Origin of the sequence: Brevibacillus fulvus, from assembly GCF_016908525.1 — a bacterium.
Classification (GTDB): Bacteria; Bacillota; Bacilli; order Brevibacillales; family Brevibacillaceae; genus Brevibacillus_G; species Brevibacillus_G fulvus.
This window is the reverse complement of the sequence record NZ_JAFBEB010000003.1, coordinates 221,302-236,857: the sequence shown is the minus strand read 5'-3', so window position 1 is coordinate 236,857 and position 15,556 is coordinate 221,302. Positions and strand designations below refer to the sequence as shown.

Sequence of the window (15,556 nt, the reverse complement as noted above, 5' to 3'; positions counted from 1 at the left end):
GGGCGAACTTTTTTGTTTGCCTTCCACAGACGGAGCGGCGTCAACGGCGTCTAAAAATTTTGCCTGTCAAATAAACTAGCTAACAGAAAAGGAGGGGGGAAATTGTTTGTTCTACGCCGGCGAAGATTCGCAACTTCCAGCTATCGGTTGCAAAATTTTGTTTTTCTCTTCCTGATCGGTCTGCTGGGCCTCATCATTCTTTCGGTTTCCATTGAACGCAGCATGGAGCCCGCTTTGTTGGTGATCGCTGCGGAAAAGGCGGAACAATACGCCAAAGTTGCGATTGCCGATGCCGTGACGAAACGGATTGCCCAACAAGGCGTTGATTTTCGCCAAATCGCCGTGCTGGACAAAGATGAGCGGGGGAATATCCGGGCCATCAATTATAACTTTAAGGAATATTCACGCATTATCGGGGAGACGACGGCTCGCGTGCAAACTCGCCTGAAGGAATTTGAGCAAGACGGCATCAACTTTCATATTCCCCTCGGCGTAGCGACGCACAGCACGTTTCTCAGCAGTTGGGGGCCGCAAATTCCCGTTTCGTTTATCCCGATCGGAGCGGCCAAAACGAAGCTGGAAACAAAACTGCAGCAAGCCGGAATCAATATGGTATTGGCCACCGTTTATTTGTCAATTGAGGTGAATCTCGAGATCGTCATTCCGTTTTCCATTGAAGAGAAAACAGTTACCACCCAAATCCCCATCACCGAATCGCTGATCGTCGGAAAAGTGCCGGAATACTTGTACAATAATGCCGATGGACGGCCGGATGTCCCGCTGAAGGCCGAGAACTAAAAACCTTCTTTCGCGCGGGCTGCCTCCCGCAAGCGGCAGCCCTGCTTCGTCTCCTCTTTCGGCAGAACGCCAAATCAATCGCTTCCGCCGTTTAACTGGCGAAAAATAAATATTGTCTCCCTCTCGGCAGCTATGTATAATGATTTCCGTCATCAAACATTTTTCACCTTGTATCTTGAAAACGCTGAATCGTTTGAACGGGGGACCCGATCGAAGGGGTGAATCTCTTTACTGAGTAGGGCAATCAATCTGCCCGAATCCGTCAGCTAACCTCGTAAGCGTCGATTGAGGAGGATTGGACATGCTTACATCGTAAACCCTCATTTGTTTTTGGCGAACAGCGCAGACTAGTTAAAAACAAAGTGAGGTTTCATCATGGTAGAAAAATTAAAACGCTTGCTGATTGGCCGCCCGATGAAATCAACCGCATTGGCAGAGGAGAAACTGACAAAACTGAAAGCTCTGGCGGTACTTTCCTCCGACGCCCTGTCTTCGGTTGCTTACGGCACCGAGCAAATTTTGATCGTGTTGATGACCGTCGGATTTGCTGCCCTGTGGTATTCGATCCCGATCTCGATTGCGGTTTTAGGCTTGCTGCTGATCCTGATCCTTTCATATCGGCAAACCATCTACACGTATCCATCCGGCGGCGGCGCCTACATCGTCGCCAAAGAAAACCTCGGTTTGCCCTTTGGACTGGTGGCAGGCGGTTCATTATTGGTCGATTATATTTTAACCGTCGCCGTCAGCGCTTCCGCGGGGACCGATGCCATTACCTCGGCCTTTCCTGCACTGCATGATCATCGTGTGCTGGTCGCTGTGCTGATCATTGCCTTGTTGACGCTGCTTAATTTGCGCGGCGTGACGGAGTCCGCTTCCATCTTGGCGATTCCGGTCTATTTGTTTGTGATTGCGATTATCTTTTTGATAATCAGCGGTCTTTATCAGTTGGCGACAGGGGCTGTTCCTATTTCTGGCCCGCGGTATGGAGTGCCGGTTGGCGGAATCAGTCTGTTTTTGCTGCTCAAGGCATTCAGCTCCGGCTGTTCTGCTCTGACGGGTGTAGAAGCGGTCTCCAATGCAATTCCCAACTTTAAAGCACCCGCCGAAAAAAATGCAGCGAAAACGCTGATGCTCATGGGCGGAATCCTCGGTGCGCTTTTCATCGGCATCAGCCTGCTGGCTTACTGGTATGGGATCAGCCCCAATCCGAAGGAAACCGTTGTCTCCCAACTGGCAGCCAGCACGTTTGGCCGGGGGATCATTTACTATCTGATCCAGGCCGTTACCGCCGCGATCTTGTTTCTTGCGGCCAATACCGCTTTTTCCGCTTTCCCGCTGCTGGCGTTTATGCTGGCCAAAGACAAATTTATGCCGCGGATGTTTATGGTGCGCGGGGACCGGTTGGGGTTTTCCAACGGCATCATTGTGCTCGGCGTGTTCTCTGCCTTATTGATCGTTATCTTTAACGGGGATACTGAAAACTTGATCCCGCTGTATGCGGTAGGCGTATTCATTCCCTTTACGCTATCCCAAGGCGGCATGATGAAAAGATGGGTCAGCAATCGCCCGGCCGGTTGGCTTCTCCCCTTTTTGGTAAACACCGTCGGGATGCTGACAACATTGTCGATTGCCTTAATCTTTATCATTACGAAATTTTCACAGATTTGGATCGTCTTTTTGTTTTTGCCGTTGGTCATCTTTATTTTTCAGAAAATCAACCAGCATTATCAAGACATCGCCGACGAATTGCGCATTGATATATATCGCGAGAAACCGGAAATCAAAGGCAGCATTGTCGTGATCCCCGTTGCCGGGATTACCAGAGTGGTGAGCAGTTCGATCGGCTATGCCAAATCGTTGACCGATAACGTCGTGGCGGTCTACATTGGCTTTGATGAGGAATCGATTGAGCGAATGGAATCAAGATGGGAAGAGTGGAATCCGGGCGTACGGTTAATCGTGCTTCGTTCCCGTTACCGCAGCATTATCAAACCATTGGTGAAATTTATTGACACCGTAGAGTGGAAGGCGGCGGAAACCGATCATGTCACCGTACTGATCCCTCAATTTATCACCAAGAAATGGTGGCACAACATCCTGCACAATCAAACGAGCTTGCTGATCCGCGCCTATCTGTTCAAGCGGCGCGATGTCCGCATCGCAACCTTTCCTTATCATCTTCAGAAGTAAAGTAAAACGCAGCGAGTACCTTTTCCCGGGCTCGCTGCGTTTTTGTCATTCTCTCCATTTATGAAACTTTTTGGGTTGATTCTTCACTGCTTTGTTGCTTTTCGGTCATTCTGCTGTAGATAGTAGCCAAAATCGGGCCGGAGATATTGTGCCAAACACTGAAGATAGCGCTCGGAACGGCCGTAATTGGAGATGCGGCAAAATGGTGTTGTGCTAAAGATACTCCCAAACCGGAATTTTGCATTCCGACCTCAATAGAGATTGCCTTCCGCTTCGCCAAATCCAGTCCAAAGATTTTGGCGAAAACGTAACCGAGCAACAAGCCGAGGCAATTGTGCAAAATTACGACCGCAAAAATGGCCAATCCGGTTGTCGCGATATGCTCTTTGTTGCCAGCCACAACCGCCGCCACAATCGCTACGATGGCAATCGTCGAAACCAATGGCAGCGCCTTTACCGCTGCTGCTGCCGGTTTGCTGAAAAATGTCTTTACTAAAAATCCGAGTACAATTGGAATGATAACAACTTGCAAGACCGACCAAAACATATCGCCAAAGCTAACGGGAAGCCATTGGCTGGCTAACAGCCAGATCAGAAACGGCGTCACAACCGGCGCCAAAACGGTTGTGATGGATGTGACCGACACGGACAACGGCACATCCCCTTTGGACAGGTAGGTCATGACATTGGAAGCAGTACCTCCCGGACAGCAGCCTACCAGGATGACACCAACGGCAATCTCAGGCGGCAAATGAAGCAATGTTGCCAACCCGTACGCCAGTAATGGCATAATTAAGAATTGTCCGACAACACCGATCGCAACTTCTTTCGGGCGGCGAAAAACTTCCTTGAAATCAGCGGGCGAAACCGTCAATCCCATTCCGAACATCACGATGCCCAGCAGCGGCGTAATATAAGCGCTTATCCACTTAAATGTTTCAGGGGAAAAGAACGCCCATCCCGCAAAGAGCAACACCCAAACAGCAAAAGTATTCCCAACAAATTTACCGACTTTTTCGACTGTTCCCACGTTACGATCTCCTTTTAATATGTAATAGTGAAAGTATTCTTATTATAATCACGTTGTTTCAAAATTTCCACAACTTTTTTTGTGCTGATCTTAGGATCTGGTGCTAAAATAAAGAAAAAAACAAGGCAGCAGCCGCTGCCTAGTTTTGATTTCGATTTTTCGTTGACAAATCGCGCAAAATCGCCACTTCCACCCGTCGATTTTTTGCTCTTCCTTCAGGAGTGGCATTGGATGCCACCGGATGATACTCTCCTTTTCCGGTTGCGCTAAACCGTTTGGGATCCAATTTCTTGTCTTCCAGCAACACTTTCAGAAAATTGGTTGCCCGCTTCGTGCTCAAATCCCAGTTGGAAGGAAACTCCGCCGTATGAATCGGCACATTGTCCGTATGTCCGGTAACCGTAACCTGTTTCGGGTGAGGAACCAACAATCCGGAAATTTCATGCGCCAATTTCCTTGCTTCAGGTTTCAAAGCCGCGCTGCCCGAATCAAACAGCGCATTGTCTGAGATCGTAATGAGCAGTCCTTCTTCCGTCAAACTGGTTTTCAGCTTGTCCTGCAGCTTGTTTTCTTTGATATAACCGTCGAGCTGCTGTTGCAGCTGCTGCAAATCTTCCGTTTCTTTCTGATAGGCTTGTTCAAACTGTTGCTGCTTCTGTTTATCCTGATCCGATTCAGCGGAAGACTGGTTGTTGATCGTTTGCTGCTGCATGTCGGGGTCAAGCGGAACCGCACTCGGTTCCATCAAAACGCCCGTTCCGCCATTTAAAGCGATATTAAACGACTTTGCCAATTGGTCGAATTTTTTTGCGTCCATTTCACTGGAAGCAAACAGCACGATAAACAGCGCCAACAGCAACGTCAACAAGTCGGAGTAAGGGACAAGCCAAGTTTCGTCAACATGCTCTTCGTGTTGATGTTTTTTCCCTCGCTTAGCCATTCACCTCGACAGCCTCCCCGCTCTTCTCGCTTTGCGCATTCCGTTGTTGCGGTGGAAGGTAAACAAGGAGCTTTTGTTCGATTGCCGCTGGAGAAACCCCCGCTTGAATGGACAGCAAACCTTCGACCATGATCCGTTTGATTTCCAATTCGCGTTTTGATTTACGTTTTAGTTTGTTTGCAAAGGGATGCCATAAAACGTAACCAGTAAAAATCCCCAACAAGGTTGCAATAAAGGCTGCGGCAATGGAAATACCCAATGCGTCAATATCGCTAAGGTTTCCAAGCGCTGCAATCAAGCCGATAACGGCGCCCAACACCCCAAGCGTAGGAGCATAGGAACCGGCCTGGGTAAACATCGATGCCCCCACTTGGTGGCGTTCCTCAATCGCATCGATTTCCTCGTTCAGGACATCGCGGACAAATTCCGGCTCTCCGCCGTCGATGATCATTTTCATCCCGTTGCGCAAAAATGGGTCTTCAATTTCGTCCGAAGTGTTTTCCAATGCGAGCAATCCCTCACGACGCGCGATCGATGCCCAATTCATAAATTGATTGATCAGTTCGCGTTGGTCTGGCAGTTTCTGTTCGGTAAACAAAATCTTGAACAGCGTTGGAAGCCTTTTTATTTCCGACATCGGGAAGGCATTGAGTAGTGCGGCAAAAGTCCCTACGATGATGATCATAAATGCTGCCGGATTTAACAGTGATGAGATATGGGCGTGTTTGAGCACCATGCCCACAAGCACTGCAGCAATTCCGAGGACAACACCCAAAATGCTTGATTTTTCCATTGAGACAACCCCTTACGTGTTCAAAAATATCCCTATTATTGGTTTCGGAAAAATCGCGGCAAATTGTGAGCGTTTGTTGGAAATTTTAAAGGTTTTTGTCGAAACCTGCGAATAAAAAAACGGAGGATTCTCCTCCGCTTGCGTCAATTTCAATGTTTGTTTTCTTCAAACATCCCTTCATAACCGGTTTCCGGTATGTCCGCATCTGATCCTCCGGCATACTGGGCTTGCTCGATTTTTCCGTCATTGGTGCCTTCCATATAATCATCGCTGACTTGCTCGTGTGTCTTGGCCAACCCTTTTTCCACAAAGGTACTCCCTTTGTAATCGGTTGGCTGGTATGTCTTGTCTGCGATCGAATCGGCAACCTGTTGCCTGTTATTTTGCTCAGCGTTTCCCATCGTTGCTGCCTCCTAAATGCGTCTCTGCTTGTAGAGTGAGGCAAACGAGCAATTTTTATGCATGCCGTCAGCGGACCACGCCCAAAGCTAGCCCGCCCATTCGATCAGATAAATCATAATCAATAAACCGATAATAAACGAGAAAGTTGCGGAACGGGCATTGCCATCGCCATGACTTTCCGGAATAAGTTCCTTGTAAACAATAAACAGCATCGCACCGGCTGCAAAAGACAAACCATACGGCACCAACCCTTTGACAAAATTGGTCAGATAATAGCCGAGCAGGGAAGAAAAGATTTCGACCGTCCCCGTTAACGTAGCCAGCAGGAACGATTTGAACCGGCTCAAATTTTGGTTGATGAGAAACAGGGCCACGAGAAACCCTTCCGGCGCATTTTGCAAACCGATGGCAAAGGCGATCAATCCGCCTAACCCCTGTTGCTCACTCGAATAACTGACCCCTACCGACAATCCTTCCGGAATATTATGGAGTGTGATGGCTGACAAAATCAACAATGATTGGGTATCCATTTTTACATGCAATGAGGAATGATCCAGGTCAATATGCGGCACGATCATTTCCAACACGGTCAAGACAAGTGTTCCCAACAGTACTCCGGAGCAGAGCACCAACATATTGGAAGCGGCCAACGCCTGGGGTATCAGGCTAAACATCGAAGCGGCCACCATAATTCCCGCAGTGAGCGCAAGCAAAATATCGCGCCATCTGTGGGTCACTGATCTAAAAAACAGAATGGGGACGGCGCCCAATCCGGTCGACAAAGCCGATAATGTGCTGCCAATAATCACTTCGTTCATCCAATTTCCCTCATTTGCTTTCAAGGTTCGCTCGTTGTAAAACGGCTGGCATCTATAAACTTATGCAGTGCTAGCCAAATCATACCATGAGATCGTTTTGAGCTGCACTTTCCCAAACAAAAAAAGGTTGCCGCGATCATTTTCTCGGCAACCTTTAGCCTTTTAGCTTCCGCAATAGTTGTTCTTTCCGCTGCGTTTCATTCAGACGCGGGCATGTATAGCAGCAATTTCCTCCGCTGAGGCGATAGGCGAGACAGCATTGTTTGCGGAGCCGGATCATCTCGTTCGCTTCAACCGGGTGGGGCACATTCGCAAACGGGATATTCAACGGATTGCCGCTCTGTTCCCCAAACAACGCGGGAGGAGCATTGAGCAAACGTTGAAAATCGCGCTCGGATTGCTGGCGCAGGTCCGGTTGAACAGCTTTGCCACTCCATAACGAATAGTAGTGATGGACGATATAGGCGGTATGTGCCCAAAGGACGTTGCGCTGAAGACCGCTGGCCCCTGCCAAGACGCTGATCACCGGCTGTACCGTCTCAATGAACAACTGCCGCAGCACGTTCTCACGCCATGCATCCCGATCCAGCCATAACCGCTGTTGTTCGATCCGCTTCAAGAAAAAAACCGGCTTCTGCCATGTATCCTGAGCGAATAGCGTAATGTTGCCTGGGGCAAGATCCAGGGCGCATGAATGATGTGAGACACAATAGAGCCCGCCCGCGATTAGCGGGAGTAAGCGTTTATAAAACACCGATGCCGCCACTTTAACGGATGACGCTTGCAAGTCGCTTTGGACATCGCGCAAAAAACTTCGGCATGTTTGCAAATCAAGCAGATCAAGCAAAACAACCTGCTTGCTTTCCGCTGGGGGCGAATCTGGCTGGATGCGAAACTTTTCTTGCAAATCGTTCAGATCGATGGCAGAAGGGGTCATACACGCTCTCCTTTGAAAGCAGCTCAACGAACTATAATGATTTTCATTCTCAATTAATAGTATACCGTTTGCGGAAAAAGGTGTAAAGGTTGCAGCCCCAGATGCAAACAGGCATAAAAAAGCCTCCGCTTGAAGCGGAAGCGCTTTTCCAGTTACGCCATGACGCGAATCCCGTTTTTTTGCAATTGCTCGATCGCTTCTTGCAAGTAGGCAAACGAATTTGCCTGAATCGTATGCAAATGATAGCCATCTGTCAAAGTTGACAACAATGTCCCGGTGTTCGCTTCAATCTGCTTGAGAAAGTCCGCCACATCTCGGCGGGAAGACAGCTGCAGCGATCCGCGCAATTCTCCGTAAAACGGGTGTTCCACGATGACATCTTTTATCTGAAATCCGTAATCGACCAAAATTTGCAATTCCACTCCGGTCAGTTCCGGAGGATGGTACACAGACAGCACTCGTTCCTCCAGCCTTGGGCTTCGCTGCAGCAAATATCCCCGCGGGGTAGATACAATCGGTTCACCCGCTGCCCGAAGAATGGCGATATCGTGGACAACTACCTGACGTGTCACCTGACAGCGCTCGGCTAATTCGGAACCGGAAATCGCTCCATCGACAGATGCCAACTCGTTCAATAGTTTTTTTTGACGTTCGGTACGATCGCTCATGGAAAGCCCCTCCTGAGACTTATCCTACCTGAGCGGTCACTGCCGATCAAGTGAAATTCCTTTGGTTTCTTTGCCCCACAGGCCAACCACCGCAGCCCCAATCAAGGTAATACACAAAAAGATGCCGAAAATCCGGCCAAAGGAAAATTGGCTGGCCACAGCGTATCCGACGAAGAGCGGGCCCAAAATCCCCCCGACCCGGCCAACCGAGGCAGCAAAACCCGCACCTGTAGCCCGGATCACAGCGGGATATTGCTCCGGCGTATAGGCATACATCGCTCCCCATGCGCCCAAGTTAAAAAAGGAGAGCAAAATTCCGGAGATCATCAGGCCGGCCAATGATTCCGCCGATCCAAAAGCCCATGCACTGGCTGCAGAGCCGACCAGATAACTGACCAATACGAATTTGCGCCCCGCCTTTTCAATCAGCCAGGCGGCACTAAAATAACCGGGAAGTTGGGCAATGGTCATAATCAGGACATACTGGAAACTTTTAATTAAGGAATAGCCTTTCAGCACCATGACAGTCGGCAGCCATAAAAACATGCCATAATAGGAAAACACCACGGAAAACCAGAGGATTGCTAGCACGACGGTCGCCCGCAAGTAAGGCTTGGCCCAAATTCGCCCGATCGCTTCCCCGAAGGAGACCTTCTTGACTGTCTGCCTTTTCGTTTCCGGCAAGGAACTGCGGAGAAATACCGTATATAAAGCAGGTATGGCACAAATGATGAGTGCAACCCGCCAGCCGTAAGCGGGAATAACGAAATAGGCCAAAATCGCGGACAAAATCCAGCCGATAGCCCAAAAGCTTTCCAGCAGGACAACAGCCCGCCCCCTCGTCTCGTTTGCCTCGTGTTCAGCGATCAACGTTGAGGCAATCGGCAGCTCGGCTCCCAAGCCGACACCAATGAAAAACCGGAACAGCAAAAAGATGGCCAGACCGGTAGCCAACGCCGACAATCCGCTCGCCAGCGAAAAAATCAGCAAGGAAGCCAGCAACACCGGTTTTCTTCCCCAACGATCGGCAAACAGACCCGCCAGCATCGCCCCAATAGCCATCCCCAGCGAATTGATGCTGCCGATCCAACCTACCTGCTCCGAAGTTAACTGCCATTCTCCAACCAAAGCGGCGGCAATAAATGACACGATTCCGACATCCATCGCGTCAAACATCCAGCCCAATCCAGTCAACAGCAAAATTTTTTTATTCATTGTGACTCTCCCCTGTATACTAATGTGTATATACACCTTAATATACACCATTCTCAATCAAATGGTCTATCTTTTTCAGGACGCCCACGTTTGTTCTTTTCATATAGCTTTCTGATGTAGTCCACAAACAGCGTATACAGGTATATCAAGGGCAAATAAAAGTAGAAAGACCAGAGCAATTTCCAATGGTTATAGGTAAAAACGCCAAACAGAGTGGCAATCCATTCCAAAAAAACCGTCAGGCATGCCAAAATAAACGCCAGACCGAAACGCGCCCAGCCTTGCGGACGCCAGTAATCATAAAGCGCACTGAAAAAGTAACAGTACAATGGATAAGGAATGAGGTAAATAACCGCATCGATCCAGTCAAATTTGGGTGTATCAAAGGTATCGTATAAATCAAAAGGATAGTCGGTCCCCAAAATCCGATCGATCGTTAACCCCAAAAATGAACCTAACAGCATCACCAAGACGATCAATGCGGGAGGCATTTTGCGCGGAAGCTTGGCAAACAGCAGGAGCAGGAGCACAGAGATAATCAAAACCATCCATTCGTTGCTATCGAATTGGATGTCAGGCATTTATTCACTTCCTCTCCCCGGCAGCAAATTCTGGTAGTACTTATAAAATGCCAGACAAATCAGCAGAACAGCTACCCAATAAACAAGCAGCCCCCAAACCGGGAACGACCGAAAGACAATTACTCCCCCTCGATCGCCAATGTATTCCAGTCCCGTCAGCAAGAACGATATGACGAGGACCGATAAGATTCTGCTGAACCGTGTTGGCAAAAAACTGTAGTACTGAAAAAACAACACGACGAGCAAAGGAAGCAAGATGATTTGGCACAGGCAATGAGCCAAATACAAGCTCAAAACTTTCGTTGTCTTGATCAGCTGCATATTGTAACTAATAAAATTCATCACGATTTGCGTTACGATGGAAGCAAAAAGCAAAATGGCGATATTCTCCAATACCGACAGTATCCTGCCTCTCCAAAGGACAAATGAGGTGACGATGATGCAGATGATGATAAAGAGCAAAGCCATTTTTTTACACCTCTGGCAGCCGTCAGACTTTGAAAATGCTAATAAGCTTTTGGCTATATGTAACTAAAACTTGCGCCAATCTGGCAATTTTTATGCATGCGAACAAACAAAAGAGGGCATGATGAAAATGCCCCCTTCATGTATCGCTTATGCCGATACGGTTAGTACTTGTTTGATCCGCTCGATCGCCCAATCGAGCTCTTCCTGCGAAATAATCAGCGGCGGCGCGAAGCGGATCGTGTTTTCATGCGTTTCTTTGCAGAGCAATCCCAAACCTTTTAGCTTCTCGCAATACGGACGCGCTTTGCTGTTCAGCTCAACCCCGATGAACAAACCTTTTCCCCGCAGCTCGCGAATGTCCGGGTTGTCGATCTCCTTCAGTTTTTCCATGAAATAGGCGCCCAGCCGAGCGGACCGCTCCACCAAATTTTCTTCTTCGATTACTTCAAGCGCAGCGATGGCGACGGCGCAGCCCAGCGGATTTCCGCCAAATGTGGAGCCGTGCGAGCCCGGTTCAAAAACGCCCAAAACTTGCCGGTCTGCCGCAACTGCTGAGATCGGGAACACCCCGCCGCCCAACGCTTTGCCCAAGATGTACATATCAGGTTTTACCTCTTCCCAATCGCTGGCAAACAGTTTCCCTGTCCGGCCAAAACCGGTTTGAATCTCGTCACAAACGAGCAAGACTTGGTTCTCCCGGCAAATTTGTTGCGCCGAGCGCAAATAGCCCTCAGGCGGAATGAGAATGCCCGCTTCTCCCTGGATCGGTTCGACCAGAAAGGCGGCTGTATTTGGTGTAATCGCCTGTTTCAACGCTTCAAGGTCACCGTATGGAATGATTTTAAAACCAGGGGTGAATGGCCCAAAACCGCGCTTATACCCTTCATCGGAAGAAAAAGAAGTGATAGTCACGGTGCGTCCGTGAAAATTGCCTTCACACACAATGATTTCCGCTTGATTGGCCGGAACCTTTTTCACATCGTATGCCCATCTTCTCACTGCCTTCAAGGCTGTTTCCACGGCTTCTGCCCCCGTATTCATCGGCAAAATCATATCTTTTCCGGTCAGTTTGGCCAATTTTTCGTAGAACCGGCCCAGTTGATCGTTATGAAACGCGCGGGAGGTCAACGTGACCTTGTCGGCCTGCTCCTTTAATGCCTGAATGATTTTCGGGTGACGGTGTCCCTGATTTAACGCCGAATAGGCGCTCAGCATATCGAGATATTTGTGTCCTTCCGGGTCCTCGACCCAGACCCCTTCTGCCTTGGAGATGACGATCGGCAAGGGATGATAGTTGTTTGCGCCGTACTTTTCGGTTGTTTCCATAATCGTTTTGGAACTTTGCATGCTGGATTCCTCCTCGAGCTGTTGATGCTGCTCTCTCTTTCACAAATGATGCCAATGTTGCCGGCCGCTTGATGCGCCGCGATTTCAGGACATGTGCCACCCTATTATGCAAAATTGTTTTGCACCAAGCAAAAATATATGGCATTATCCGCAAAATCATTTTGCCCCTACCTTTGGCCGCATGGTAGAATGAGAGCGTTTGAAAGGCAGGTGAGACGGATGCTCGACAAATTTGAGCAAAGCAAGCTGCTGTTGTATTATGAACAAATTTTCGATCTGATCAACGAAGGAATCCATGTGATCGATGCCACCGGATGCTCTCTTCTCTACAATCAAAAGATGGCCCACCTGGAAGGAATGAGCAAACAGGAAGTTTTGGGGCAAAATGTTTCCGCTATTTTCCAATTCCCCCCCGGTCAGGAAAGCACTTTGCTGCAAGTGCTGCGAACCGGCCAGAGTATCCGCAATTCACGGCAAACATATTTCAACGATAAAGGGAAGCAGATTACGACAATCAACCACACATATCCGCTGTTTGCCAAAGAACAAATCATCGGCGCGGTGGAAATTGCCAATGACGTGACCAAAATGGAGCGATTGCTGCGGGAATCGCTGCGCGAACCGGAGAAAAACGGCACCCGCTATACTTTTGAGCAAATCGTTGGGGTCAGCGCCGCCATCCGCGAACTGATCGAACTGGCAAAACGGGCCGCCCGCACCAGCTCTTCCGTCCTGGTCGTGGGAGAAACCGGGACGGGCAAGGAGCTTTTTGTCCAGAGCATTCATAATGCGAGCGCCCGCAGTCAAGCCCCGTTCATTTCGCAAAACTGCGCGGCGATCCCGGAAAATTTGGTGGAAAGTCTCCTGTTCGGGACAGCGCGCGGTGCGTTTACCGGCGCGGTCGAACGGCCCGGCTTGTTTGAACAGGCGGAAGGCGGAACGCTGTTTCTTGATGAAATCAATTCGCTCAGTTTGCATTTGCAAACGAAACTGCTGCGGGTCCTGCAGGAAAAAACAGTACGGCGAATCGGCGACACCAAAGATCGATTGGTCAATGTCCGCATCATTGCCGCGATGAACGAAGACCCCATTGAAGCGATTTCGCAAAATCGGCTGCGAAAAGATTTGTTTTACCGCTTGAGCGTGGTCAGTCTGTTTGTTCCGCCGCTCCGCGAACGAAAAGAAGATATTCTCCCGCTCACCTTGCATTTTATCGAAAAGTACAACCAGCTGTTCCAGATGGATGTCAACGGAATCGAGCCGGAAGTGGAGCAATTTTTTCACCATTACGCTTGGCCTGGCAATGTTCGCGAACTGCAGCATTTTATCGAAGGGGCGATGAATTTGATGAATGGCGAAAGTTCGATTGCGATGGAACATCTCCCGCTGCAGCACACTGTCGGCAATGCCGCCGAGCATCGCTTGCTTGCGCCATCGCCTGCTGTCGACGCCGCTTCCGCGCAACCCGGCGCATCTTTCCGGCCGTTAAAAGAACAGATGGCCTTGCTGGAACAAAGCTATATCGAACAAGTCGTCAGCGCCGTACAGGGCAATATTTCACAAGCAGCCAAGCTGTTGGGCATCAGCCGGCAAAGCTTGCAATATCGGCTGCGGAAGTTTCGCGGAGTTTCGTCTTGAACATCGCCAAGCGGGACAAATATGTATATAATCGGTGTGATAAAGGTTACTACGGAAGAAGGAAAAACAGTGTCAAAGGATTCACTTGTCAAAGGTACAGCGATCCTCGCCATCGCTGCGTTAATCACGAGATTTATCGGTGTGTTTCAACGCGTTCCGCTCGTTCATCTGCTGGGTAACGACGGAATGAGCAGTTATACGATTGCCTTTAATCTCTATTCCAGTTTGTTGATTGTCGCCACTGCCGGGTTGCCGAGCGCGCTCAGCAAAACCGTCGCGGAAAAACTGTCGCAAAATCAGCGGCAGGAAGCGTTCCGTTTTTTTCAGGCGGCTGTGCTGTTTTCCTTGGCAATCGGTGTCGTCATGTGCATTTTGCTGTTCCTGCTCGCTCCCGGCTACGCCGCCGCCTCGGGTGATCCCCGGGCCGCTTTGGCGACCAGAGCGATTGCGCCGGCGATTTTGCTCTTCCCGTTGATCGCTGTTTTGCGCGGCTTTTCCCAAGGGAACCAATTTATGCTGTCCAATGGCGTTTCACAGGTGGTCGAACAAATTTTTCGGCTGGTCGCCTCAATCGGCCTCGCTTTCCTGCTGATCGGCTACGGAACAGACTGGGCGGCAGCCGGAGCGACGTTTGGCGGCGTGGTTGGCGGTGTCGCTGCCTTGCTGGTCATGCTGTACTACACGCGCAAATTGCTGGCTGAAACCAGGCTGAAGGCGGATTTCCCTGTCGGGAACGCCGCGTCATCTGACCGTAAAGGATTTCTCGCGCTTTACAAAACGCTGTTTCGCGTCTCCATCCCGATTGTGATCTATTCGATGGCCGTCACTTTGATCTATAACATCGACTCGTCGACGATTATCCCGCTGTTATCCGAGCAGATCGGCCTGCAAACAGCCCGCGAACTGAACGGCATCCTTGGCGGACAGGCCCAGCCTTTGGCCGGTTTGCCGATCATTTTGGCGATTGCCTTAAGCCAGTCGATTGTCCCGATTATTTCCGGAGCGCATGCCAAGGGCGATGTTGCCGAAGTGAAACAGCAGAGCTCACGCGTTTTCCAACTGGCGCTGCTCACTGGCTTGCCGATTGTCTTATTGATCAGCATCGGCGCCCGTCCGATCAGCGGTTTTCTATTCAACTACGGCGGCACGGCGATTGGCGAGCAGTACGCTCCGTCGATCATCGCTTTCGTGACAATCAGTTCGCTGTTTCAAATCATGATGCAAACTTCGGGAGCAATCCTGATGGGCATGGGCAGAATGAATGTGTTAATCGGGAGCGTGGCAGCAGGGATCAGCGTCAAACTGCTGGGGAATTATTTGCTGTCACCCGAGTGGGGCATCTATGGCATTTTGGCTTCGACCACACTCTGCTTTGTTGTGATGTGGCTGATCAACCTGGTTATTTTGAAGAAACAGGCCGCCTTCGCCATTTTTCGGCCGAAACGCTGGTTCAAGCTGGTGTTCGTGACCGCCGTGATCATCCTGCTCGGAGTTGGTCTGGAGACAGCCGCGCATTACCAGCTTCACCCGTTTGCGCAAGAGAAGCTGAACCAGGGGCTCAATGCGGTAGTCGTCTGCGGGTTTGTGCTTGTCGCTTATATGCTTCTGCTGGCCGCCACACGAATGATCGGCAGGCAGGAGTTGGCGCAACTGCCCGGTCCTTTCCGCAAATGGTTCAGGCAATCCAAACAAACGAGACGCGGCTAAGCGCAAAAAGATCGCCTCCCC

15 protein-coding genes and 1 riboswitch are annotated in these 15,556 nt (G+C 49.8%); of the genes, 4 read left to right on the top strand and 11 right to left on the bottom strand.

The window, feature by feature from the left end; translation table 11 throughout:
- Positions 1-102: 102 nt before the first annotated feature.
- Positions 103-798 (top strand): sporulation protein YunB, encoded by a 696-nt coding sequence (yunB, locus tag JOD01_RS06555; protein WP_204517459.1) that lies wholly within the window; start codon positions 103-105, stop codon positions 796-798.
- Between the two features lie 172 nt (positions 799-970).
- Positions 971-1,095, top strand: a riboswitch (cyclic di-AMP (ydaO/yuaA leader).
- Between the two features lie 78 nt (positions 1,096-1,173).
- A complete protein-coding gene (locus tag JOD01_RS06550) occupies positions 1,174-2,991 on the top strand; it encodes an APC family permease (protein WP_204517458.1) in 1,818 nt (605 codons plus the stop codon).
- 58 nt (positions 2,992-3,049) lie between these two features.
- Here JOD01_RS06550 and JOD01_RS06545 read toward each other — a convergent pair whose 3' ends face one another.
- The 11 genes from JOD01_RS06545 to JOD01_RS06495 form a co-directional block, all read right to left on the bottom strand.
- Positions 3,050-4,021, bottom strand: a complete 972-nt coding sequence (locus JOD01_RS06545) for a bile acid:sodium symporter (RefSeq protein WP_204517457.1) — start codon at positions 4,019-4,021, stop codon at positions 3,050-3,052.
- 139 nt (positions 4,022-4,160) lie between these two features.
- On the bottom strand, positions 4,161-4,961 hold the full coding sequence (gene motB, locus JOD01_RS06540) for a flagellar motor protein MotB (protein ID WP_204517456.1): 801 nt from the start codon (positions 4,959-4,961) through the stop codon (positions 4,161-4,163).
- Entirely contained in the window at positions 4,954-5,754 is an 801-nt protein-coding gene (gene motA / locus JOD01_RS06535) for a flagellar motor stator protein MotA (protein WP_204517455.1), read from the bottom strand. The genes motB and motA overlap by 8 nt, the downstream gene beginning before the upstream one ends.
- 149 nt (positions 5,755-5,903) lie before the next feature.
- A complete protein-coding gene (locus tag JOD01_RS06530; protein WP_204517454.1) occupies positions 5,904-6,155 on the bottom strand; it encodes a YozQ family protein in 252 nt (83 codons plus the stop codon).
- Positions 6,156-6,242: 87 nt separating this feature from the next.
- Positions 6,243-6,974 carry a ZIP family metal transporter gene (locus tag JOD01_RS06525; protein WP_204517453.1) on the bottom strand — a complete coding sequence of 244 codons (732 nt, stop codon included), beginning with the start codon at positions 6,972-6,974 and terminating at the stop codon, positions 6,243-6,245.
- A gap of 154 nt (positions 6,975-7,128) precedes the next feature.
- Positions 7,129-7,911: an IucA/IucC family C-terminal-domain containing protein gene (locus tag JOD01_RS06520; RefSeq protein WP_204517452.1), complete on the bottom strand. Its 783-nt coding sequence runs from the start codon at positions 7,909-7,911 to the stop codon at positions 7,129-7,131.
- Between the two features lie 152 nt (positions 7,912-8,063).
- Positions 8,064-8,579 carry a transcription repressor NadR gene (locus tag JOD01_RS06515; protein WP_204517451.1) on the bottom strand — a complete coding sequence of 172 codons (516 nt, stop codon included), beginning with the start codon at positions 8,577-8,579 and terminating at the stop codon, positions 8,064-8,066.
- A gap of 36 nt (positions 8,580-8,615) precedes the next feature.
- Positions 8,616-9,794, bottom strand: coding sequence for an MFS transporter (locus JOD01_RS06510; RefSeq protein WP_204517450.1), 1,179 nt, complete (start codon positions 9,792-9,794; stop codon positions 8,616-8,618).
- Between the two features lie 53 nt (positions 9,795-9,847).
- The gene (locus tag JOD01_RS06505; RefSeq protein WP_204517449.1) at positions 9,848-10,375 is read right to left on the bottom strand and encodes a hypothetical protein; all 528 of its coding nucleotides are present in this window, start codon (positions 10,373-10,375) and stop codon (positions 9,848-9,850) included.
- Positions 10,376-10,843 carry a hypothetical protein gene (locus JOD01_RS06500; protein ID WP_204517448.1) on the bottom strand — a complete coding sequence of 156 codons (468 nt, stop codon included), beginning with the start codon at positions 10,841-10,843 and terminating at the stop codon, positions 10,376-10,378.
- A gap of 147 nt (positions 10,844-10,990) precedes the next feature.
- Positions 10,991-12,190: an ornithine--oxo-acid transaminase gene (locus JOD01_RS06495; protein WP_204517447.1), complete on the bottom strand. Its 1,200-nt coding sequence runs from the start codon at positions 12,188-12,190 to the stop codon at positions 10,991-10,993.
- A 219-nt stretch (positions 12,191-12,409) separates the two neighbouring features.
- On the opposite strand from JOD01_RS06495, the gene JOD01_RS06490 reads away from it, so the two are divergent.
- Both JOD01_RS06490 and JOD01_RS06485 read left to right on the top strand, forming a co-directional pair.
- Complete coding sequence (locus JOD01_RS06490; protein ID WP_204517446.1) at positions 12,410-13,828, top strand: sigma-54 interaction domain-containing protein; 1,419 nt, start codon at positions 12,410-12,412, stop codon at positions 13,826-13,828.
- A 69-nt stretch (positions 13,829-13,897) separates the two neighbouring features.
- Positions 13,898-15,535, top strand: a complete 1,638-nt coding sequence (locus tag JOD01_RS06485; protein WP_338028530.1) for a putative polysaccharide biosynthesis protein — start codon at positions 13,898-13,900, stop codon at positions 15,533-15,535.
- Positions 15,536-15,556 lie beyond the last annotated feature (21 nt).